We start from the raw sequence: 21,490 nt of genomic DNA, 5'->3' as shown, positions 1-21,490 counted from the left end.
TTCGTCCATCCCTATTGCAGTTCAAAACACAAGCTTTCGTTCTATGTAGTTAAAAAAGAAGGAACACAGCGTGTTCCAACCTTTTAACTATGAATGATTAAATTGTATAGATAAGTAAGCGTTAGCTTACATTTTTGCTTGAGCCATAACTTCTTCAACGAAGTTATCCACTTTTTTCTCCATGCCTTCGCCAAGCTCGTAACGAACGAAACGACGAACGGAGATGTTCTCACCGATTGTGCTGATTTTTTCTTTCAACAATGTTTCGATTGTTTTGTCTGGATCTTTAACGAAAGATTGCTCCATCAAGCAGAACTCTTCATAGTATTTGTTGATACGGCCTTCAACCATTTTATCAACGATTTTCTCTGGTTTACCTTCGTTAAGTGCTTGTGCACGAAGGATTTCTTTTTCTTTCTCAAGATCTTCCATAGGAACTTCTTCACGACGAACATAACGAGGGCTCATAGCCGCGATGTGCATTGCGATATCACGAGCAAGTTCTTTAAATTGATCTGTTTTACCAACGAAGTCAGTTTCACAGTTGATTTCCACAAGAACACCAATACGACCACCTGCATGGATGTAAGCTTCACATACGCCTTCAGTTGCAATACGTCCGGATTTGTTTGCTGCAGCAGCCAAACCTTTTTCACGCAAAATTTCAATTGCTTTTGTTACATCTCCGTTAGACTCGTCAAGCGCTTTTTTACAATCAAGCATACCTGCGCCTGTTTTTTCACGAAGTTCTTTTACCATGCTAGCCGTAACTGCCATTGTATATTCCCTCCAAAGTTAAATTCGTCATTTCATTTGACGATCAATTTGTTGTCTCAAAAAAAGGGCGGCGAGAGGTTTCACACCTACCAACCACCCTTTTCATTTAATTATCATTTAATTAAGCTTGTGTGTCTTCGCCTTGGTTTGCTTCGATCATCGCATCAGCCATTTTCGCAGTCAACAATTTAACTGCACGGATCGCATCATCGTTACCAGGGATAACGTAGTCGATCTCGTCTGGATCACAGTTCGTATCAACGATACCAACGATTGGGATACCCAATTTACGAGCTTCTGCTACTGCAATACGCTCTTTACGTGGATCGATAACGAACAACGCGCTTGGCAAACCTTTCATGTTCTTGATTCCGCCTAGGAATTTCTCAAGACGATCTTTCTCTTTACGAAGCAAGATAACTTCTTTCTTCGGAAGAACTTCGAAAGTGCCGTCCTCTTCCCATCTTTCCAACGTTTTCAAACGATCGATACGTTTTTGGATTGTTTGGAAGTTAGTTAACGTCCCACCCAACCAACGTTGGTTGATAAAGAAGTTGCCACAACGTTCAGCTTCTTCTTTAACAGAATCTTGAGCTTGTTTCTTCGTTCCTACGAATAGGATCGTGCCGCCTTCTTCAGCAACCGATTTAACGAAGTTGTAAGCTTCCTCAACCTTTTTCACCGTTTTTTGCAAATCGATGATGTAAATTCCGTTTCTTTCAGTGAAGATATAACGATCCATTTTCGGGTTCCAACGACGAGTCTGGTGACCGAAGTGTACCCCAGCTTCTAGTAGCTGTTTCATGGAGATTACTGCCATCTTCACACACCTCCTAATATGGTTTTTATTTTATCCGCCGCTAATCTCATCTTTCGACAAGACTTCTACAATAGAAGCACCCTTATCGAAATTAAATAGCGTGTGTTTTTAACACCGTCATTTACTATATCACATGTCATATTTCGATGCAAGCATGATCTACGGAAAAACTCGCTTTTTCGACTAAGGCCTCGTCGTGATGGTCTTCGCGATCTCTGCAAACGTCTGATCAGCTGACAGTTCGTATGTTCCTGTACGGATTTTGCTGTTAATGCCATGCTTCTTCCCATATGCGACAAATTTCGCAGAAGAATCGACGATGCCTAATTCCTCGAGCTTGTCGCTCACTTTAACGAGAGACATACCAGCTACAATCTTAAATGTCTTCTTAGGCGCTTCCGTTTTCTCCTCATTAGAGGATGCGGATATGGCATTATCTTTTGTTTGTTTTTGCTCTACCGATGGTAACGAGGCACGCCATTCCGCTTCCTTCGTTTTAAATAAATCATTCAACTGATTGACTGTATATACTTTCGAATCAGCACTCACAAGACGCATATTCAGTTTCTCTGCTGCTCCTTCAAGCTGTTCAACTGTATATGAGCTTAGGTCGCTTCGGGTATTCTTTGGCTGTTCAGGATTTGCAGCGAGCATGAGCTGAAGGAGTACACTTCCAAGAATCAGACCACTCCCCAATCCTAATAGAAAATTACGTTTATTAATCACGACTCGCCTCCTGCTTCGACAGCTGAAGGATGAGTTGGATTTCACCGCGAGGGAGCCCCGTTTTCTTCGAAATCATATCCATGGACTTCCCATCTTCGTACAGTGTAAATATGTCAGCATAGCGTCCTTTAATCGATGCATCTTCCATAGAAAGTTCGGGTTCGGGATCACGCTGCGTTTCCACAACGGGAACGGCGCTGGGCACGGTGGGATCCACGATGAACTGCGGCTCTACTGCGACGGCTACGTGTTCATTCACCATCGTATGCTGCACCTGCTGCAGTTCGAGCTGCTGACAACGATGCTCCAGCTGTTCAATACGATGTCCTAGCACATTCTGCTGAAGGACGAAGTCTTGTTTCATCTGCGTGACCAGTTGAACGAGTTCTTTATTATCTTGATCAATCTCGTCCATGAAATGTTCCAGTGTCTCTTCCACTTCCCGTACGATCACACTCTGATTGCCGGTTTGCTCTTTGCGCTGTCTTGGGATCATGAATGCATAAAAAATAGCCGCAGCACCAATGATGACAACGTACCACAGGGGGTCAAGATTCAATCAAATCACCTTTATTCCATCAAATTATAGAGTTAGATCAATGCGGTGTCCTTTATAAGGATGAATAGGGACCTCAGTGTCTTGTTCTGAGCTCCCTTCTAACGGCTTACGCTTATGCTTATTACGTTCTGATGACTGCTTGTGACGTCGTTCTTCTTCATGTATAGGTAATTGTACAGTCTCATCTACTTGTGTGTTCTTCGATCGAAGCTGTTCTGTCTGACGGGTCGCTTGTTCTGCAAGCAACGTCTGATCAACGAACGGTTTATGTAACGTCTGATGATGTACTGAAGATGCATCCTGCGATCTTGGAATTGACATTTGCATTTCGATAGGTCTAACCATAGCAAACCCTCCGATTCTCAGAATTCATAGAAGACGTCATCAGCCATTTCTTATTATACGTAAGGACTCATCGACACATCGCCTTCCACAAGTCGAAAGCTAATCCGCTCAACAGGATCTTTCATGAACCGCGTATACCGTCCAATAACGATCTTAGTGCCGCCATAGATGGTCTTCATCACATCTACACGTGCCGTGTTCGTATCTTCAAGAGTCTTCTCAATTTCAAGAATCCGTTCACGAGTTTCGGCCTGTTCTTGCTTGTTTTGTTTTTTTGTTGACGTTAATTTGACACGCATCGCAAGACGATCAGGCGACAATTGCCCTGATGAAGCAAGCTGATCTAGCAGTGAGAGCGCTTTATCTGTCTTATCTAAGCTTTCAATTAATGCACGCAGCTGAACGCGAAGCTCAAGCAGCTCATTACGCAACTCAGGCAATACACCCACCTCAATCACCGTTGCCGTGGACATCGTGTTACCGATAGTTCGTGCAGTAACACGTTCTCCCGCTTGAATCAAGCCTCCTACGACTAGCCCTTTCGTGCCTGCACAAATTACGTTTTTTCCAGCACGTATCGTGGAGTGCATAATGCTCTGCGAGACAATGACATCATTACCTGCAAAAACATTTCCGTCTTGAATGAACGAACTCTTCACATTGACACGTGCACGTACCGAACCTTTATTACCTGCGATAATACCACCCGTGATTTCGATCGAACCTTCAGCTTCTAATTCGGCGCCCTCAACACCACCGATGACGCGGATATCCCCTGAAGCTCTTATACGAAATCCACTTAATACATTTCCACGGATAACAACGGTTCCGATGAAATCGATATTACCAATATTATAATCCACATCCCCATTCACTTCGTAGACTGGAAATACATTCACTTTATCCTTATCGGTCTTGGCAATCAGTCCATCGATCGCAGCATACATGGCTCTCTGCTCCGCATCGACAACGACATTCTTTCCGATTTTGAATCGAACCTCCTTGCCCTTTTTAGGTGGAATTTCCTCGCCTGTTACGGTCATTCCGGGTGTTCCCTCTGTAGGCAATACGCGCTCTGCGATAAGCTGACCTTTCTGAACGTTATTCAATTGAACAACTTCCCGATAATCAACGGATCCGTCTTCAAGTTCCATCGGTTTCTTTTCTTGTTTGATAAGTTTTGTGGAATAATTGATATATCCGTCTATCCCTGTAGTTGGTAATGTTCCCATGGCGATAACCGTATAATTGTTCTGGAATGCTCTAGGTGTCTGGGCGATCTGTTGCAAAATATTCTTTTGAATGCCATGATGGATGCGGTTCTCTCTCAGATATGCCTCAAGTTGATCTGATGTAAAAGTGCTATTGTCAAAATGTTCATTGATCTGCAAATAGGCCTCGATTTTGTTCTCTGATAAAGAAATGTCCATGAATTCGTTCAATCGGACTTCCTTTGCCATAAACGTTACACCCTCCTCTATCCATCACCTAGTTATATAGAAGTTGACTTTTATACTTATCCAGTGAACCGCGCAACCTCAATATCGCCTTAGAATGCAATTGAGAGATACGTGAGGGTGAGAGCGACATGACTTCCGCAATTTCACTTAGAGATAGATCCTCATAATAGAAAAGCGAGACAACCGTTCGCTCTTTCTCCGTTAATTTCTCAATGCCTTTGACCAAGGATTCTTTCAAGAAAAACTCATTTACTTTGTAGTCCGGATTTTTCGCCTTCTCATCAATGAGCAGAGATAGTCGTGTCTCGGATTCTTCGTCTCGGATCGGATCTTCTAGCGAGCAGACACTCGTAACCGCAACGTCCTGCAGCATCTGTTGAAAATCTTTTTCGGACACTTCCAGGTACTCGCTCATCTCAGCATCTGTTACAGAACGTAAATAACGCTGCTCCAGGTGTTGATAGGCCTCTTCAATCTTCTTCGACTTCTCACGAACGGAGCGAGGCACCCAATCTCCTTGACGCAGTCCGTCGAGTATCGCCCCGCGAACACGCCATGAGGCGTACGTCTCGAACTGTAATCCCCGTTTGTAATCGAACTTCTCAATGGCATCAATTAGTCCTACGACACCATTACTAGCAAGATCATCTTTACTCACATTCTTAGGTAAGCCGATGGCAAGTCGATTCGAAACATAATCAACGATCGATAGATACTGCTCTATCAATTGTTTCTTTGCTTCAATCTGTCCGCGCTCTCTCCAGCTTTCCCAGAGGTCATAGTTCGATAAATGAGAGATTTTATTTTCTAACATTTACATTTCGCCCTCCTTAATCTTCTGTCAGGTGACGAATTACCTTTGCCATTTGTTCAGGATCTTGATCACTTACCTTCACAATCTTAGGGGGATTCAAAGGCACGAATCCTTCCTGAACGGCTTTTTGTTCTTTCGGTGTTGGTCTTAGCAAATCGTGCAGCTCTTCAGTCTCATCTGGGATGACTAGATCAAGCTGTCCACCAACCGAATCATCCGAATCCTGAACAGTGGATGATTCCACAACCTCTTTGCTGGCAAGAAGTTGAAAAAGAATGGCTCTTAAGATAAAAGTAATAACAAACCAGATCAGAAAAGCATATACACTACGTACAAGACTTGTCGTTAACAAGTTGTTCTGAACGGATAGCAAAAATGTAAACGCAAACCCTGCAATGCCAAACCCAAGATTCCAACGAATATTCCCTGACATCTTCATATTTCCTTCACACCCATTTGAACACTTCGAATATGTAATATTCCTGTCTGACAATTCATTTCAATCGTTCTACCGAAATTTCCACCCGTATCTTCTGCAAGAAGAGGAAGCGATAGCTTCATCAACATTTCTTTGCAGTTCTCAACATTCCGCGGTCCAATCCGCATCGTATCCGACATGGAGTTAAAAGCGAACATTTGGGCACCTCCAGCCATCTTCGCCACCATCCGTCTACGCTGCCCCCCAAGCTTCTCCATCTTCTCCAGCAATACAGGGATCGCCGTATCCGCATATTTCATCAGATTCAATTGACCTTCACGCGCTGTATCTGATGAGGGAAGCATGACATGGGCCAATCCGGCAATATGCGCAATCGAATCGTATAATGTTAATCCCACACAAGAGCCAAGCCCTGTCGTTCGAATAATGCCACTTCCATGGACGACGTTCAAATCCGCCATCCCTACTTTCACGATTTGCAAGTCTTCTATCATTCGTAAGGTACTCCCAATGCACGAAATATTTTCGCAAAAGACGATGGGTCAGGAATAAGAAAAAACTGTCCTTCCACTTCCTCGTCTCCCTCTAAGAAGGTCGTGTCTATTAGAAGTGCGCCATCGCCCATTTGACCGAATTGCATCAATCCAAAACTTAAAATTGCACCCGCCATATCTATTGCTAGAGCTGGCACGGTTGGGGTCATATACAACCCCGTAAAATCTGCTAATGATGATAGATAGGAACCCGCTAGAATATTGCCAATCTCGGACAGTGCGGATATTTCCATTTCCGTATAGTCATCATCCGAAATGACTTCAATTCCGGACAAGGAACGGAGTAATTTTTTGGAGGCATGCGGCTTCAAAATGAAAAATAGATTACCTGGAGCATCGCCCTCTACACGGAGGAACGTCGCGATAACAAGCTGCTCAGGGCCACCGACCTGTTCCGCAATCTCATCAAAAGGCAGCATTCGTACAGCTGGAACCGCCATGTCAATCGGTTTATCAACCAACCGAGATAACGCAGTCGCTGCATGTCCGGCACCAATATTTCCGACTTCTCTCAGAACATCAACATTGATTTCTGCTAAATTCCGAAAAATGTCCACTACTTATTCTCCCATATCTTCAAGTTGAATAATCTCTTGTTTGTTAAGCACTTCAGGTAGATTCAACATGATCAACAGTCGATCGTTGCCGATCTTAGCTACACCGCGCAAATATTTTGCTTTGATTCCGCCAACCACTTCAGGAGGGGATTCAATCAGATCTGTGTTTAGATCGATTACATCATTTGCTGTGTCTACGATAAAGCCGACTTCCATGTCATTCACATTGACGATGATGATACGTGTATGTTCCGTATGAGCTGTCTCAGGCAGACCGAAGCGACCTCGTAAATCAATCACAGGAACGACGACACCGCGTAAATTGATAACCCCTTTTACGAAGTGATATGTCTTGGGAACGCGTGTAATAGGAGTCAAACGCTCAATTGTCTTGACGCTATCCACTTCGACACCATATTCTTCTGTACCGAGTGCAAATACGATAACTTTAATATCTTCTCCCATGGGTAGAACCTCCTTTATCTATTTCCCTCTATTTCACTAGTGCATTTGGATCAATGATAAGTGCAACTTGGCCGTCTCCGAGAATTGTAGCTCCAGAAATGCCGTAGATATTCGTTAAATATTTGCCTAACGTCTTGATGACAATCTCACTCTGACCAATGAAATCATCGACCATGAATGCCGCAAGACGCTCGCCTTTACGAATCACAATCACATCGGAAGTATCTTTTTCTACTTCACTCGACTTCGGACAATCGAATACATCTGCTAATGATACAATTGGAATGACAGATTCACGATAATCAATCATTGTCGATCCATGAACATGTCTAATATTTTTGTGTTCGACGATCATCGTCTCCACGATTGAAGACAATGGTAGAGCGTATTTCTCTTCGCCCACACGAACGAGCATCGCAGCGATAATAGATAGGGTTAGAGGTAATTGAACAGAGAACTTCGAACCCGAGCCCCAATTAGAGTCTACCGTTACATTGCCGCCTAGTGAGAGAATTTTCGATTTAACAACATCGAGTCCTACACCACGACCAGAAATGTCCGATACTTTATCCGCTGTACTGAATCCAGGTGCGAATAGCAATTGATAGACTTGCTCATCCGTCATCGCATTCGCTTCATCCGCACGAACAACGCCATTCTTAATCGCCGTTTTCAATACTTTCTCACGATTAATCCCTTTGCCGTCATCTTGAATCTCAATAAAGACGCTATTACCACTGTGGAATGCACGAAGCTCAAGTGTGCCGGTATCTGACTTACCAGCTTCTAAACGCTCCGCAATCGACTCAATTCCGTGATCTACTGCATTACGCAGCAAGTGAACAAGTGGATCCCCTATCTCTTCAATCACTGTACGGTCTAACTCGGTATCCGCTCCCGTGATTACGAGATCAACCTTCTTGTCGAGCGATTTCGCCAAGTCGCGAATCATCCGTGGGAAGCGGTTGAATACCGTATCAATCGGAACCATGCGCAGTTTCAGAACGATGTTCTGAAGATCACCGCTTACACGCGCCATATGCTCGACGGTCTCCGTCAAGTCTTGACTCTTGAGATCGCTAGCAAGCTGCTCAAGTCGGACTCGATCGATTAATAATTCGCTAAATAGATTCATTAATACATCAAGACGATCGATATCTACACGTATCGTTCTTGATCCACCATTCGAAGAGCTAGAGCTTCCCGTTGAAGCTGTCGGTTTGGATGGCGCTGATGGACGGACAGACACTGCTTCCTTAGCTGCTTGCACCACTGGAGCCGCTGTTGCTGCTGTTTCCCTAACAGCTTGAAGAATTTGTGAAGTTGCTTCGTTGACTTGCTCATCTTCCTGGCTGATTTGAATCAATGACTCTTCATCAACTGGAAGAATATGTACTCGTTCAATCTCGGATATACTCGAAATTAACTGGTAAAGCGATTCTTGATCGATCTTGGATATGTAATACACAGAGAAGCTGCGATCAAATTGTTCTTGCTCGATATCTTGAACAGATGGATTCGACTTAACGACTTCTCCATTCTCTTCAAGGGCATTAAACACCATGTAGGCTCTTACACCCTTCAGAACACAATCTTCCCGAATCACGACATCGAGATAGAACACAGGAAGTCCCGTATTGATCGATTGCTCTAATACTGCATATTGATATTCATCAAGGCGGAATTCTGTCGTCGTATTCTGAGCCCCTGAGATTTGTGCCTCATTCGAAGCCCCTGCTTGTCCATAATCTCCGCGTACGATCGATTGTAGTGCAGCGACGATGTGGGATACATCCGCTTTCCCTTCACCGCCTTGCGTAATATCTTGTACCATCGTCTCGAGTGCATCTAAACTTTTGAATAGCGTATCGAAGATAAATTCATTCATCTTCAGCTCATTGTTACGCACCAAATCGAGCACGTTCTCCATTTGATGCGTTAGTGACGCGAGGTCGTTAAATCCCATCGTCGCGGACATGCCTTTTAATGTGTGTGCAGACCGGAATATGACTTGTACGATGCTGATATCATCTGGGTTGTTCTCAAGTTGCATCATATTGTCGTTCAACGATTGCAAATGATCGGTTGACTCGTCAATAAACATTGATAAATATTGATTCATTTCCATTACAAGCACCCCCCTCAGTGAAATCACAATTCCATTTTACTTGACGACTTGCAGCAATTTTGGAGCCATTTCTTGAATCGGCAAAATATGTTTAACACAACCTAGCTCGATCGCAGATCTCGGCATCCCATAGACAACACAAGATTCTTCATTCTCAGCAAAAGTTGACTGAACCCCATGTTCCGTGAGTGCATTCATCGCTCGAGCGCCATCACTGCCCATACCCGTGAGTAATACGACATGCTTCTCTAGTTCTTTTAACGGAATCAATGATTCGAACAAGATATCTACGGATGGACGATGTCCATTTCTAAGATCCTGCTTGTTAAGCTCAACAACATACGTCCCTTTGATTTCGCGTCTGATGGTCATATGCCAGCCGCCAGGCGCGATATATGCCGTGCCTGGTTCAAGACGATCACCATTCTCTGCCTCGACAACACGAATTTGACAAAAGGAGTTCAGCCGTTGCGCTAGTGACTTCGTGAAATTCGCTGGCATATGCTGCACAATCACAATTGGCGCTGGAAAATCTTCTGGAATCCCAGTCAGAAGCTCCTTAAGCGCCCGAGGTCCTCCTGTCGAAGAGCCTACCGCGACCAATTGATTGAAGGTTGTTCGCCTTGGTTGTCTAACTTTCGGCTCAGGAACTTCAATTGAAGGAACAGGTGTTAGGGTAGCAGCCGACTCACGAATCACTTCTGCCGTATGTAATTGGCGGTCCGAATTTGGCTTCTTCGGCTTTATAGGTTCCTGCTTCTTAGGCAGTATTCCAGGCGTTCGATATTGTAGTTCTGAACGTTCCTGAATGACAGGTTTCCGAACATAATCGATAGATGCCGGCTTTATTGGAACCGTTGGTGTATCCGCAGCTGCTGGTGTTACAGAGATGTCCGGTACCATTGGAGCAGCAGGCACGGTTGGCTGAGACTCGGGAAATGGTGCTATTTTGATAGGCCACTTTTTCATATTGGAGCTAATAGCTGCGCGCAACCTCTGGTGCAGATGCTCCGAAACAACATGAATATCACAAGAGATCGTCCCCGATGGCTTCTGAATAAAGTCAAATGCCCCTATCTCCAACGCGAGAATTGTTTCTCTTGCACCTTTCTCCGTAAAACTGGACAACATGATGGCTGGGGTCGGATGATCTTCCATTATGACCTTTAGCGCTTCCAAGCCGTTCATGACCGGCATTTCAATGTCCATCGTGATGACATCTGGATTTAATGATTTAACCTTCTCAACAGCTTCTTGCCCGTTCTTCGCCGTGTCCACAACTTCGAATTGTGTATCCGATGTAACCATATCGGAAATATATTTACGCATAAATGCGGAATCATCAATAACCAATACTTTGAAGACTTGCATCTGCCTCACTTCCTTTGAAAAGGATTATTTCATAAATTTCAGCATTCTAGATAGAAATCCTTTTACTCCGCTTTCCGAAGGCATTCGTTGCGGTTGACTTGATTTATTTAGGTAAGCTTCAGCTAATTGTTCAATACTTCGACTAGATGTACTCTGCGGAAATGCAATCGTAAAAGGTACTTGCTTCTTCACCGCATTTGAGACATTCGGATCATCCATCACATACCCTAGGGTTGGGATTTTCAAATCTAGAAACTGTTCTGACACTAAATTAATTTTATTCGATGTCTGGATGCCTTCCTGAAGGTCCGACACCCGATTAACAACTAAACGAAAAGCTACCTTGTTATTCATTCGATGTACGATTTTAATCAACGCATAAGCATCGGTAATCGATGTTGGTTCTGGTGTTGTTACAACAATGGTCTCTTCGGCAGAAAGAATGAAATTCAATGTTTCTTTGGATAACCCTGCCCCTGTATCGAACAGAATGATGTCATATTCTCCAGAGATGGAATGAACCTGTTCCGTGAAATACAACAATTCTTCCTCTGGAAGTGTAAGTAGTTCTTGGAACCCCGATCCCCCCGCAATAAAATGAAGATCATTGGGACCTTTGAGAATAACCTCCCAGATCGTCTTCTCTCTTTTTAATAGATGGTAAAGGTTAACCCTCGAATTCACACCCATCAAGACATCGATATTCGCCATACCGAGATCAGCATCAAACACAAGCACTTTCTGTCCGAGCGATTGTAATGCAAGCGCAAAGTTCAACGTAAAATTCGACTTCCCCACGCCGCCTTTACCACTCGTTACCGTAACAATTCGTGTATCGTGGTGGGAGTCTTGTATTTTATTGTGACGATTGACAAGATTCCTTAACGCTTGTGCTTGATCATACATTCACTTCTTCTCCTAAAATAAGTTGAATGAGCCGCTCGGGTTGAAGTAGTCGAATATCTTCGGGCACATTCTGCCCATCGGTTATATATGACAATTTCAAATGATAGTCATGGATAACGTTGAGAATTGAACCATGGGTACCTGTCTCATCCAGCTTCGTGAAGATCACCTTATCCAATTGATATTTCTGAAAATGCTCTACGATCTTCGACATGTCCCGATATTTCGAGGTCATGCTGAGTACCAGGTACGTCTCGCTTGAATCTAATGGCTTCAACAAACTATTCAGCTCAGAGACAAGAAGTTCATTGCGGAAATTACGGCCAGCCGTATCCATAAAAATCAAATCACAATGCTCAAGCGACTTCATTGCTCGCATGAGATCAGCTGGCGAGTTCACAACTTCTAATGGTATATTGAGAATTGTCGCATACGTACGTAACTGCTCAACTGCGGCAATCCGATATGTATCTGAAGTAATAAACCCAACCTTTCGCCCATGACGGAATAATTGATCCGCTGCAAGCTTCGCTATAGTTGTTGTCTTCCCTACGCCTGTAGGACCAGCGACATAGATGACACGTGTATGGCTCTGTATGCCTTCCGGTTCAACGGAAGCAATATTCTGTCTGAGCAGCTCTCGCACAAAATCCGCAAAATGTTCAGCTGAGCCTTCCTGAGCCTCGAGGGCAAGTATTTGCTTATACTGATCTAGCCACGAATCTATCACATGTGGTGCAATCTCTTGCTCTCGAAGTGATGCAATAACCGATTCATAAATTTCATCTTCATTAATACCCATAGACTGCTTCGATAATTTCGCAATCGATTCTTTCACCTGACGCAATTCATCAAAGATCAATTCTTCGCGAACCGGTTGTACCTGATTTGTCTTCACACTGCTGATGATATGGCTCCGATCAGGCGCCTGTGGTGGTTCAGCTTGAATGATCGTTCGTGCTGGAGGCGCAATTGCTTGCTCTGATGCGACGGATGTTCCGATATCCTGATTCTGAGCTGAGCGATAGGCCGATGCCACGTGCTTATTCGATGCAGTGGATGCAGCCGCAATCAACGTAGCAACTGCACCTTCATCCACTGCTTTTTGCTGTGTCGTTAGGGCGTGAACTTGGCGAGTATCCGTCGATTTCGCAGATGGTGCTGGAGCCTTATCGACTGCCGCAACCACCTCGATACGCTTCTTACGGAACATCCCGAGGAATCCGCCGATATATAGGTCTTTCGTACTTAAAATGACGGCATCATTCCCTAGTTCTGCCCGAATTTGCTGCATCGCTGTCGGCATGGTCTCTACGATATAACGTTTTACTCTCATAAGTTCACCACCCCTACACTTTGAATTTCGACATTCGGTTCTAATTCACTATAAGATAATACGGGAATATCCTGCATCATTCGTTCTATCACTTGACGCAAATACATTCGAATCGTTGGTGATGTCAATACGACCGGTTGATGACCTGATTGGATTAATCGCTGTACTTGTTCCGTTATCTTCTGGAACACAACTTGCGTTGAATTCGGATCTAACGCCAAATAGCTGCCTTGGTCAGAAGACTGTACACTCTCGGCAATTTTCTTCTCTAATGCAGGACCCACTGTGATAACTCGTAGTGTCTCGCCTTGTGATGTAAATTGCTGTGTAATTTGTCTGGAAAGGGATTGACGCACGTATTCCGTTAATACTTCAGGATCTTTCGAATACGCCCCATAGTCAGCAAGCGTCTCAAAGATGGTCACAAGGTCTCTAATCGAAATTTTCTCACGAAGTAACTTCGCCAGTACCTTCTGTACTTCACCAACTGTGAGTATGTTCGGGATCAGCTCGTCGACAAGAACCGGATAAGATTCCTTGACGTTGTCTACTAGGGCTTTCGTCTCTTGTCTACCTAGCAACTCATGTGCGTGCTTCTTAATAATCTCCGTAAGATGCGTCGCAACGACGGAAGGTGGATCAACCACGGTATAACCCGCCAATTCGGCACGTTCCTTCGTAGGCTCATCGATCCATAGCGCAGGTAGGCCAAAAGCCGGTTCCGTTGTGTCAATCCCTGTTATTGAGTCATCATCATACCCAGGACTCATGGCCAAGTAATGATTAATTAATAATTCACCGCCAGCCACTGTATTTCCTTTAATTTTTATGACGTATTCGTTCGGTTTTAGTTGAATATTGTCGCGAATTCGGATAACAGGGACCACAAGTCCTAGTTCTAAAGCACATTGACGCCTGATCATAATGATACGATCGAGTAAGTCTCCACCCTGTTGCGTATCTGCTAACGGAATCAGACCATACCCAAATTCGAATTCAATCGGATCAACTTGCAGTAAGTTAATCACACTTTCAGGACTCCGTACTTCTTCAATCTGCTGCTCTTCCACTTGAAGCTCTTCTTCCGCTTGCTTCTTATCCATCGTCTTCTGCATCTTCCGCGCAGCGAACAATAATAGAGCTCCGAATGGCAGCGTAGCCCATGGGCCGATCGGTGTAAACAATCCAAGGATCGTAATCGTACCGACGACAATATAGATTAGCTTCGGATAAGCAAACACCTGCGCACTAAGATCTTGTGCCAAGTTACCATCCGATGCCGCACGCGTCACGATTAGACCTGCTGCTGTTGAGATCAGCAATGCTGGGATCTGGCTCACCAAGCCATCCCCAATCGATAGAATCGTATATCGGCTAAGGGCTTCACCAAAAGGCATACCATGAACAGCCATACCGATAATAAATCCGCCGATTAAGTTGATGATTAGAATGATAATCGATGCAATGGCATCCCCTTTGACGAATTTACTCGCCCCGTCCATTGCACCGTAGAAATCTGCTTCCTTCTCAATCTTCGAGCGCCGTTCCTTTGCTTGCTGCTCATTGATGAGTCCTGCGTTCAAATCCGCATCAATACTCATCTGCTTCCCTGGCATCGCATCGAGGGTAAAACGTGCTGCTACCTCAGCTACCCGTTCAGAACCCTTCGTAATAACGATAAATTGAACGACAACCAAGATGAGGAAAACAACAAAACCAACCGCTATTTCACCTTGCGCAACCCATTGGCCGAAGGTCGCGACAACATGTCCAGCTTCACCATGCGTCAAGATCAACTTCGTTGTCGAGATATTAAGGGCTAATCGGAATAACGTCGTGATGAGCAATAAAGCTGGGAAAATCGAGAACTGTAATGCTTCCTTAGAATTCATCGCTATAAGAAGAATCATTAACGCCGTCGAGATGTTAATGATCAATAATACGTCCAACAGCCATGAAGGGATGGGCAGGACCATCATAAGCACGATACCAATAATGCCTGCGAGAACAGTAATATCTCTTATTTTCATGATTCGCTACCTCCCTTTCTACCGAGATTTGACTCTGCCTTTTAACTTGTAGACATATGCCAATACTTCTGCTACCGCTTGGAACAGATCTGCAGGGATGGAATCTCCGATCTCCGTCCGCGCATATAGAGCACGCGCAAGCGGTTTGTTCTCCATCGTAACGATGTTGTGTTCTTTGGCTAATTCCTTAATTTTTAGAGCGACGTAATCTTGCCCCTTTGCGATAATTTGTGGCGCTTGCATCATTGTGGCGTCATATTTAATGGCGACAGCAAAGTGCGTTGGATTCGTAATAATCACATCCGCTTTGGGCACTTCCTGCATCATACGTGATAAGGCCATGCGGCGTTGACGTTCACGAATCTTTCCTTTTATCAACGGATCCCCTTCCATTTTTTTATATTCATCTTTAATATCTTGCTTGGACATGCGAAGACTCTTCTCATGTTCATAACGTTGGTACAGATAATCAAGACCTGCGAGTACAAGCAATACGGCAGCGATCTTGATCCCAAGACCTAGTGTTACTTTCGCTGCAAAAGTGAAAATGTGTTCAATCGATTGATGCGAGAGCTGCAAAATTTCTGCTTTCTGTCCGATAATGGATGTATACACGAGAAGGCCAATCACAGTTAGCTTAATAATCGACTTCATAAATTCTACGAGCGATCGCATCGAGAAAATGTTCTTGAACCCATTGATCGGATTGATCTTACTCAGCTTCACCTTAATCGGATCTCCCGTAAATAAGAACCCCACTTGCAAATAATTCGCTAAGAGTCCAAGTAAAATTGCAATAATGAATATGGGCGCCATGAAAATTAATATTTTCAAAGCCATTTGTCCAAAAAATTGCAATATGGTCTCCTGGGTGAACGAAATATTCATATGATGCAGCAGTGGCTCTGTAAAGAGATTCATTAATCGTTCTTTGAAGAATCCACCAAGCATGAGCAGACACATAAATGCGCCTAACAAGACAGAAGCCCCTGACAGATCCGAACTTTTCGCGACTTGACCTTTTTGTCTAGATTCCTGCCGTTTTTTCGGTGTCGCTTTCTCCGTTTTTTCCTGTGAAAAAAGTTGAAGGTCCAGTTGATACCGCAAGTTCACCGTTACCCCTCCTCTTTTCACGTTGCAGCACCTGAATGACCCATCAATTGAATTAACTGTTCTATGGAATCGAACATCGTACCAAAAAGCTGTTGAAATAAATAAGCAAGACCTGGGATCACGAGTAGTAGAATCGCTAAGCCCACAATAATTTTGAGCGGAATCCCGATGACGAATACGTTAAATTGCGGAGCTGTCCGCGCAAGAAATCCAAGTCCTACATCCGTTAAGAACAAGGCAACCACGATCGGGGCTGCAAGTTGGAATGCGAGCAGAAAAGTATTCGCAAATGTCGTGACAAGGAATGTTGAGATACTCCCATCATATATTCGCTGGAACACGTCATTTGATAATGGCATCCATTCATAGCTCTTAAACATCGCATCGAGCATATAATGATGGCCGTTCATGATCAGGAATAATAGAATAGCAACGGCATATTTGAAGCCCCCCATAATGGGAGAAGATTGGCCGGATAACGGATCAATCACATTCGCCATCGCGAACCCGATCTGCATATCTATAAAGCTCGCTGCTGTATTAATAACTGACATGAACAAAACCGCGCAATAACCAATGAGTAATCCAACAAGCACTTCTCTCATAACAAGCAATATGTAGTGGGTATCGAAGGGTACCCTCTGGCTTAAGCCATAACTTAAGTAAATAATCAATGCTACGAAAAATGACAAACCAATCTTAAACTGATTCGGCACATTTCGAGATGAAAAGACAGGAGCAGCTACAAAAAACGCTGAAATCCGACAAAAAATTAGCAAAAAAACAGGGAGAGCCTCTTGTATAAAATCCATTCGCTCACGCCTACCCGATAAATTGATTTAAATTGTCAAGAATATTGGTCGTGAAATCAATCATGGTTGTTAAGAGCCATGGTCCAAAAATGAGAAGGGCCAGCATTACCGCAACGATTTTAGGAACAAAAGCGAGTGTCTGCTCTTGAATCTGCGTCGTCGCCTGAAAAATACTAATGATAAGTCCAACGAGCAATCCCAGCACAAGCATTGGCGCACTAACCTTCAAGACAGTATATACTGCTTGACCAGCAAGCCCGATAATAAAATCCGTGGTCACTTGCGTCCTCCTTCTATCTGTCCTGATCCGTTATGTGCCAAAGCTTGTTAACAATGACTTCACAACAAGATACCAACCATCGACCAGTATAAACAGTAATATTTTGAATGGTAATGAGATCATGACCGGCGGAAGCATCATCATCCCCATGGCCATAAGCGTACTCGCCACGACCATATCAATAACAAGAAACGGAATGAAGATCATAAAACCCATCTGCATCGCAGTCTTCAGCTCACTTATTGCGAACGCAGGTACGAGTACTGAAATTGGAATGTCTTCATAGCTCTTTGGCTTCTCCGTCTTTGTGTATTTCATAAAAAGCAATAAATCCTTCTCCCTTGTCTGCTTGAACATGAACTTCTTCATCGGAATTGCGGCCTTTTCTAGTGCCTGCGTCTGAGAAATTTGGGCATTTAGATAGGGTTGCAAGGCAACTTTGTTCACTTCAGATATTGTAGGAGACATCACGAATAGCGTCATGAATAACGCTAAACCTATTAATACTTGATTGGGAGGCATCTGCTGAGTCCCAAGGGAGGTTCGTACGAACCCGAGTACGATCACAATGCGTGTAAAGCTCGTCATAAGAAGCAATATCGCAGGTGCCACACTTAATATCGTGATAATCAGCAATAAAGATAACGAGCTCGTACCGGGCTTTTCACCACCATCGCCAATTTGAAAATGTATATTGGGAATAGGGTCTGCCGCAAATGCAGATTGTACAACCATCAGCGATGCCAAGAACAATACAACGGTTAAGCATACCAATACTTTTTTGTTCATTTGTCCATCAACCGATCTGAATTATTTTCGTCCTGAAGCAATTCCTCTACCTTCTGCTTCCGGCTTGTCACTCGGTTTAACTTGCTCTGGAACACTTCATGAAAGGAGGTATTCAGTTCCTCCTGCGAGATAGGCGCCGAATCCTCCGATTTACGAAGTTTCTTCATCAAGTTCGAGATAAAGGGCGCGATTTCTTGCCCCTGTTTGGATTGATTCTGCTCAAAAGAAGCTAGAATAACCGCAACCTCATCAGGATCCGATACTTTATCGATGAGACGTATATCTTCGCCAACACCGATAATGTAGATCGAATCCCCGATCTCAACCACTTGCATCGATTTGTTCTGCGCAAGCCCGATCGCCCCAAGCGTACGAATCGCTTGGTTTCGGCTCCAGTTGCGATTTTTCTGTCCTAGGAATCGAATGACAAACACGATTAGAAAGATAATGATTACGAGAACGATGAGCACCCAGACGATATTCATCACTGCGCCAGAGTAGCTCATATTATTATTTGTGTCTGAATCTACTGCTAGGAACGAAATCATTCGAATTAGGATCCTAACGTCTTCTTAATCGCTTCAATAACCCGATCAGCTTGGAACGGTTTCACGATAAAGTCTTTAGCTCCTGCTTGAATCGCATCGATAACCATCGCTTGTTGTCCCATCGCGGAGCACATGATTACTTTTGCTGAACCATCCAATTTCTTAATTTCTTTCAATGCAGAGATGCCGTCCATTTCAGGCATCGTAATATCCATCGTTACCAAATCTGGTTTGAATTCTTTAAACTTCTCAATTGCTTGTGCACCATCTTGTGCTTCACCTACGACTTCATACCCATTCTTCGTCAGAATATCACGAATCATCATTCTCATAAAAGCTGCATCATCTACGACTAAAATACGGTTTGACATGTTAAAAAATCCTCCCTAGAGCTATTGTAGTTTTTGAATACGATCCCATTGGCTTACGATATCTGTGACACGAACCCCAAAATTCTCATCGATTACGACAACTTCACCTTTGGCAATTAACTTGTTGTTCACCAATATATCGACAGGTTCCCCTGCGAGCTTGTCCAATTCAATAATCGATCCTTGCGATAATTCGAGAATTTCCTTAATTTGCTTCTGGGTTCTACCTAATTCTACAGTCACTTTCAGCGGAATGTCTAATAATAAATTTAGATTAGTTTCCTCTGTCTGTAAATAAGGAGTATTCTGAAAACTAGCAAATTGAACTTGCTGCACATTTCGATTCGCAGCATTACCAATCATCGAAGGTTGACCCATCGGCCCACCATAACCTGGTTGTTGATAACCTTGTGGTTGTGCATACATCGGCTGCCCATGCATTTGCTGCTGAGCCATCATCGGTTGCTGCGCATGTGGTTGTTCCGCATAAGGCATCGTAGGATCGACGGCACTAAAGCCTGCACTCGGATCCACAAACATTGGTGCAGCTGGTTCACTCGCGACCACAGGCTCATTCACAACCGGTGCTGGCGCTTCTGGTTCAGCGGCATCACCCAATAGCGATGCAACTAACTCCTTGGCAAAAGAAATAGAGAGAAGCTGCATGATCGTCGAATCAATCAAATCTCCGATAATTAAGCGGAACGAAACTTTAACCAGATAGTCTTCCGTAGGTAGCTTCTGGAGCCCTCTACCACTCTCAATATTGAGAATATCAATACCAGGAGGCGAGATATTTACAAACCGATTAAAGATCGTCGACATCGACGTTGCAGAGGATCCCATCATTTGATTCATGGCTTCTTGTACAGCACTGATATGAATCTCATTCAGTTCTTCATCCTCAGTAATCTGCCCGTCTCCACCAAGCATCAAATTCGCAATGACCTGTGCGTCTCTCGTATGAATCACCAATGAATTAATGCCTTCAAACCCATCTACATATGTCACATGTACTGCGACATGCGGTTTAGGGAATTCACTGCTGAAATTCTCACGTGAAATAATGGACACTTGTGGGGTCGTAATGTCGACTTTTTTCCCAAGAAGTGTGGACAGCGCCGTTGCTGCACTTCCAAACGTAATATTTCCAATTTCCCCAAGAGCATCTTGTTCCAGTGCGGTTAAATAATCATTGATGGAAATTTCAGACTTCGAACCCTCATCTGTATTAGATGCTGAGGATTGATTCAGTAGAGCATCAATTTCCTCTTGAGATAAATAGTCTTTACTCGTCAAATTCTTCAACCCCTTCGCTCACAATTTCATCAATTTGAATCGCCACGCGATCTTTAACAACACCAGGACTGCCGAGAAATTTCAATTTCTCTCCGACGCGGATCGATAGGCCATCTTCAACTTTTTTCTCTAACGTTATAACATCACCCACCGATAAACTTAAAAATTCGCGTATGGAGATTTGTGAATTACCCAACTCAGCAATTAACGGTAATCTCGCTTTATTCACCCGTTGTCGCAGTACCTCGACTTCTTCAGGAACTCTCGATTTCTTCTGAGAGACGAACCAATGATGTACCGACAATCTAGGCATAATCGGTTCAATAACAACGTGTGGGATACATAGATTGATCATCCCTGTCGTATCACCAATTTTGGTGCTTAACGAGATTAACGCAATCGTCTCATTCGGTGAAACAATTTGCATAAATTGCGGGTTTGTCTCAAGTGCTTCGAGTCGCGGTGCAATGTCGATGACCGTCTTCCAAGCTTCTTGAAGACTATCAAATGCTCTGCTGAAAATCCGTTCCATGACCATTGTCTCGATCTCTGTCAAGGCAGTTATTTTGGAAGGAGCCACGCCGGTGCCGCCGAGTAAACGATCAACCATCGCAAAAGCTACGTTAGGGTGAACCTCAAGAACCATTCGACCTTCAAGCGGCTCTGCTTCAAAAATGTTTAATATCGTCATTTTTGGAATTGATCGGATAAATTCGTCATACGGCAATTGTTCGACCTGCACGACGCTAATTTGCACAAAAGTACGTAATTGCGCTGAAAAATACGTCGTCAAATACCGAGCAAAGTTCTCGTGTATTCGCGTCAAACTTCGAATGTGATCCTTGGAGAAACGAACTGCTCTCTTAAAATCGTAAGATCTAATTTTCTTCTGCGATTCTTCTTTCTTCAGTTCCTCTGCATCCATCTCGCCAGAAGATAGTGCCGCAAGCAAGGCATCGATCTCATTTTGTGACAATACATCAACCAATCG

At 43.8% G+C, this 21,490-nt stretch carries 24 protein-coding genes; all 24 read right to left on the bottom strand.

Translation table 11 applies throughout. The features are described from left to right. Window positions 1-126 precede the first annotated feature (126 nt). The gene (gene tsf / locus C558_RS0118990) at window positions 127-777 is read right to left on the bottom strand and encodes a translation elongation factor Ts (protein ID WP_018757875.1); all 651 of its coding nucleotides are present in this window, start codon (window positions 775-777) and stop codon (window positions 127-129) included. A gap of 121 nt (window positions 778-898) precedes the next feature. Next, entirely contained in the window at window positions 899-1,597 is a 699-nt protein-coding gene (gene rpsB, locus C558_RS0118985) for a 30S ribosomal protein S2 (protein ID WP_018757874.1), read from the bottom strand. A gap of 183 nt (window positions 1,598-1,780) precedes the next feature. Beyond that, the gene (locus C558_RS0118980) at window positions 1,781-2,323 is read right to left on the bottom strand and encodes an MltG/YceG/YrrL family protein (protein WP_018757873.1); all 543 of its coding nucleotides are present in this window, start codon (window positions 2,321-2,323) and stop codon (window positions 1,781-1,783) included. Then, a complete protein-coding gene (locus C558_RS0118975; RefSeq protein ID WP_018757872.1) occupies window positions 2,316-2,882 on the bottom strand; it encodes a hypothetical protein in 567 nt (188 codons plus the stop codon). Before C558_RS0118975 ends, C558_RS0118980 begins: the two co-directional genes overlap by 8 nt. A gap of 24 nt (window positions 2,883-2,906) precedes the next feature. Next, on the bottom strand, window positions 2,907-3,227 hold the full coding sequence (locus tag C558_RS0118970) for a hypothetical protein (RefSeq protein ID WP_018757871.1): 321 nt from the start codon (window positions 3,225-3,227) through the stop codon (window positions 2,907-2,909). 53 nt (window positions 3,228-3,280) lie between these two features. After that, complete coding sequence (locus tag C558_RS0118965) at window positions 3,281-4,687, bottom strand: flagellar assembly protein A (protein ID WP_018757870.1); 1,407 nt, start codon at window positions 4,685-4,687, stop codon at window positions 3,281-3,283. 28 nt (window positions 4,688-4,715) lie between these two features. After that, window positions 4,716-5,501, bottom strand: a complete 786-nt coding sequence (locus C558_RS0118960) for a FliA/WhiG family RNA polymerase sigma factor (protein WP_018757869.1) — start codon at window positions 5,499-5,501, stop codon at window positions 4,716-4,718. Between the two features lie 16 nt (window positions 5,502-5,517). After that, on the bottom strand, window positions 5,518-5,934 hold the full coding sequence (locus tag C558_RS0118955; protein WP_026264008.1) for a hypothetical protein: 417 nt from the start codon (window positions 5,932-5,934) through the stop codon (window positions 5,518-5,520). 2 nt (window positions 5,935-5,936) lie between these two features. Further along, window positions 5,937-6,434, bottom strand: coding sequence for a chemotaxis protein CheD (locus C558_RS0118950; RefSeq protein WP_018757867.1), 498 nt, complete (start codon window positions 6,432-6,434; stop codon window positions 5,937-5,939). Further along, window positions 6,431-7,051 carry a chemotaxis protein CheC gene (locus C558_RS0118945; RefSeq protein WP_018757866.1) on the bottom strand — a complete coding sequence of 207 codons (621 nt, stop codon included), beginning with the start codon at window positions 7,049-7,051 and terminating at the stop codon, window positions 6,431-6,433. The genes C558_RS0118950 and C558_RS0118945 overlap by 4 nt, the downstream gene beginning before the upstream one ends. Window positions 7,052-7,054: 3 nt before the next feature. Next, a complete protein-coding gene (locus tag C558_RS0118940; RefSeq protein ID WP_018757865.1) occupies window positions 7,055-7,516 on the bottom strand; it encodes a chemotaxis protein CheW in 462 nt (153 codons plus the stop codon). Between the two features lie 28 nt (window positions 7,517-7,544). Continuing rightward, window positions 7,545-9,644 (bottom strand): chemotaxis protein CheA, encoded by a 2,100-nt coding sequence (locus C558_RS0118935; protein WP_018757864.1) that lies wholly within the window; start codon window positions 9,642-9,644, stop codon window positions 7,545-7,547. Between the two features lie 36 nt (window positions 9,645-9,680). Next, a complete protein-coding gene (locus C558_RS0118930; protein WP_018757863.1) occupies window positions 9,681-11,015 on the bottom strand; it encodes a protein-glutamate methylesterase/protein-glutamine glutaminase in 1,335 nt (444 codons plus the stop codon). Between the two features lie 24 nt (window positions 11,016-11,039). Then, window positions 11,040-11,921 (bottom strand): MinD/ParA family protein, encoded by an 882-nt coding sequence (locus C558_RS0118925; RefSeq protein ID WP_018757862.1) that lies wholly within the window; start codon window positions 11,919-11,921, stop codon window positions 11,040-11,042. Next, a complete protein-coding gene (gene flhF / locus C558_RS0118920) occupies window positions 11,914-13,257 on the bottom strand; it encodes a flagellar biosynthesis GTPase FlhF (protein WP_018757861.1) in 1,344 nt (447 codons plus the stop codon). The genes C558_RS0118925 and flhF overlap by 8 nt, the downstream gene beginning before the upstream one ends. After that, on the bottom strand, window positions 13,254-15,287 hold the full coding sequence (gene flhA, locus C558_RS0118915) for a flagellar biosynthesis protein FlhA (protein WP_018757860.1): 2,034 nt from the start codon (window positions 15,285-15,287) through the stop codon (window positions 13,254-13,256). Before flhA ends, flhF begins: the two co-directional genes overlap by 4 nt. Before the next feature lie 18 nt (window positions 15,288-15,305). Then, window positions 15,306-16,400 carry a flagellar biosynthesis protein FlhB gene (gene flhB, locus C558_RS0118910; RefSeq protein ID WP_018757859.1) on the bottom strand — a complete coding sequence of 365 codons (1,095 nt, stop codon included), beginning with the start codon at window positions 16,398-16,400 and terminating at the stop codon, window positions 15,306-15,308. 17 nt (window positions 16,401-16,417) lie between these two features. Beyond that, a complete protein-coding gene (gene fliR / locus C558_RS0118905; RefSeq protein WP_026264006.1) occupies window positions 16,418-17,212 on the bottom strand; it encodes a flagellar biosynthetic protein FliR in 795 nt (264 codons plus the stop codon). Window positions 17,213-17,222: 10 nt separating this feature from the next. Next, complete coding sequence (gene fliQ / locus C558_RS0118900) at window positions 17,223-17,492, bottom strand: flagellar biosynthesis protein FliQ (protein ID WP_018757857.1); 270 nt, start codon at window positions 17,490-17,492, stop codon at window positions 17,223-17,225. A 30-nt stretch (window positions 17,493-17,522) separates the two neighbouring features. After that, on the bottom strand, window positions 17,523-18,281 hold the full coding sequence (gene fliP, locus C558_RS0118895; protein ID WP_018757856.1) for a flagellar type III secretion system pore protein FliP: 759 nt from the start codon (window positions 18,279-18,281) through the stop codon (window positions 17,523-17,525). Next, entirely contained in the window at window positions 18,278-18,829 is a 552-nt protein-coding gene (locus tag C558_RS0118890; protein ID WP_018757855.1) for a flagellar biosynthetic protein FliO, read from the bottom strand. Before C558_RS0118890 ends, fliP begins: the two co-directional genes overlap by 4 nt. 5 nt (window positions 18,830-18,834) lie before the next feature. After that, window positions 18,835-19,200, bottom strand: coding sequence for a response regulator (locus tag C558_RS0118885; protein ID WP_018757854.1), 366 nt, complete (start codon window positions 19,198-19,200; stop codon window positions 18,835-18,837). A 21-nt stretch (window positions 19,201-19,221) separates the two neighbouring features. After that, window positions 19,222-20,499: a flagellar motor switch phosphatase FliY gene (gene fliY, locus C558_RS0118880; protein WP_018757853.1), complete on the bottom strand. Its 1,278-nt coding sequence runs from the start codon at window positions 20,497-20,499 to the stop codon at window positions 19,222-19,224. After that, complete coding sequence (fliM, locus tag C558_RS0118875) at window positions 20,489-21,487, bottom strand: flagellar motor switch protein FliM (RefSeq protein ID WP_018757852.1); 999 nt, start codon at window positions 21,485-21,487, stop codon at window positions 20,489-20,491. Before fliM ends, fliY begins: the two co-directional genes overlap by 11 nt. Between the last annotated feature and the right edge of the window lie 3 nt (window positions 21,488-21,490).

Source organism: Paenibacillus terrigena DSM 21567, assembly GCF_000374845.1.
In the GTDB taxonomy this organism is placed as follows: Bacteria; Bacillota; Bacilli; order Paenibacillales; family Paenibacillaceae; genus Paenibacillus_K; species Paenibacillus_K terrigena.
Note: the sequence above shows the minus strand (reverse complement) of the source record. Positions and strands in the feature narration are given on the sequence as shown.

Bases quoted from the DNA above. Each gene is read 5' to 3' on its own strand.
- C558_RS0118940 (WP_018757865.1), bottom strand. From the start codon at position 7,516: ATGGGAGAAGATATTAAAGTTATCGTATTTGCACTCGGTACAGAAGAA.
- C558_RS0118965 (WP_018757870.1), bottom strand. From the start codon at position 4,687: ATGGCAAAGGAAGTCCGATTGAACGAATTCATGGACATTTCTTTATCA.
- tsf (WP_018757875.1), bottom strand. From the start codon at position 777: ATGGCAGTTACGGCTAGCATGGTAAAAGAACTTCGTGAAAAAACAGGC.
- flhA (WP_018757860.1), bottom strand. From the start codon at position 15,287: ATGAAAATAAGAGATATTACTGTTCTCGCAGGCATTATTGGTATCGTG.
- C558_RS0118925 (WP_018757862.1), bottom strand. From the start codon at position 11,921: ATGTATGATCAAGCACAAGCGTTAAGGAATCTTGTCAATCGTCACAAT.
- C558_RS0118885 (WP_018757854.1), bottom strand. From the start codon at position 19,200: ATGTCAAACCGTATTTTAGTCGTAGATGATGCAGCTTTTATGAGAATG.
- fliR (WP_026264006.1), bottom strand. From the start codon at position 17,212: ATGGATTTTATACAAGAGGCTCTCCCTGTTTTTTTGCTAATTTTTTGT.
- C558_RS0118935 (WP_018757864.1), bottom strand. From the start codon at position 9,644: ATGGAAATGAATCAATATTTATCAATGTTTATTGACGAGTCAACCGAT.
- C558_RS0118930 (WP_018757863.1), bottom strand. From the start codon at position 11,015: ATGCAAGTCTTCAAAGTATTGGTTATTGATGATTCCGCATTTATGCGT.
- C558_RS0118960 (WP_018757869.1), bottom strand. From the start codon at position 5,501: ATGTTAGAAAATAAAATCTCTCATTTATCGAACTATGACCTCTGGGAA.
- flhF (WP_018757861.1), bottom strand. From the start codon at position 13,257: ATGAGAGTAAAACGTTATATCGTAGAGACCATGCCGACAGCGATGCAG.
- C558_RS0118890 (WP_018757855.1), bottom strand. From the start codon at position 18,829: ATGATTTCGTTCCTAGCAGTAGATTCAGACACAAATAATAATATGAGC.
- C558_RS0118970 (WP_018757871.1), bottom strand. From the start codon at position 3,227: ATGGTTAGACCTATCGAAATGCAAATGTCAATTCCAAGATCGCAGGAT.
- C558_RS0118950 (WP_018757867.1), bottom strand. From the start codon at position 6,434: ATGATAGAAGACTTGCAAATCGTGAAAGTAGGGATGGCGGATTTGAAC.
- C558_RS0118955 (WP_026264008.1), bottom strand. From the start codon at position 5,934: ATGTCAGGGAATATTCGTTGGAATCTTGGGTTTGGCATTGCAGGGTTT.
- fliP (WP_018757856.1), bottom strand. From the start codon at position 18,281: ATGAACAAAAAAGTATTGGTATGCTTAACCGTTGTATTGTTCTTGGCA.
- rpsB (WP_018757874.1), bottom strand. From the start codon at position 1,597: ATGGCAGTAATCTCCATGAAACAGCTACTAGAAGCTGGGGTACACTTC.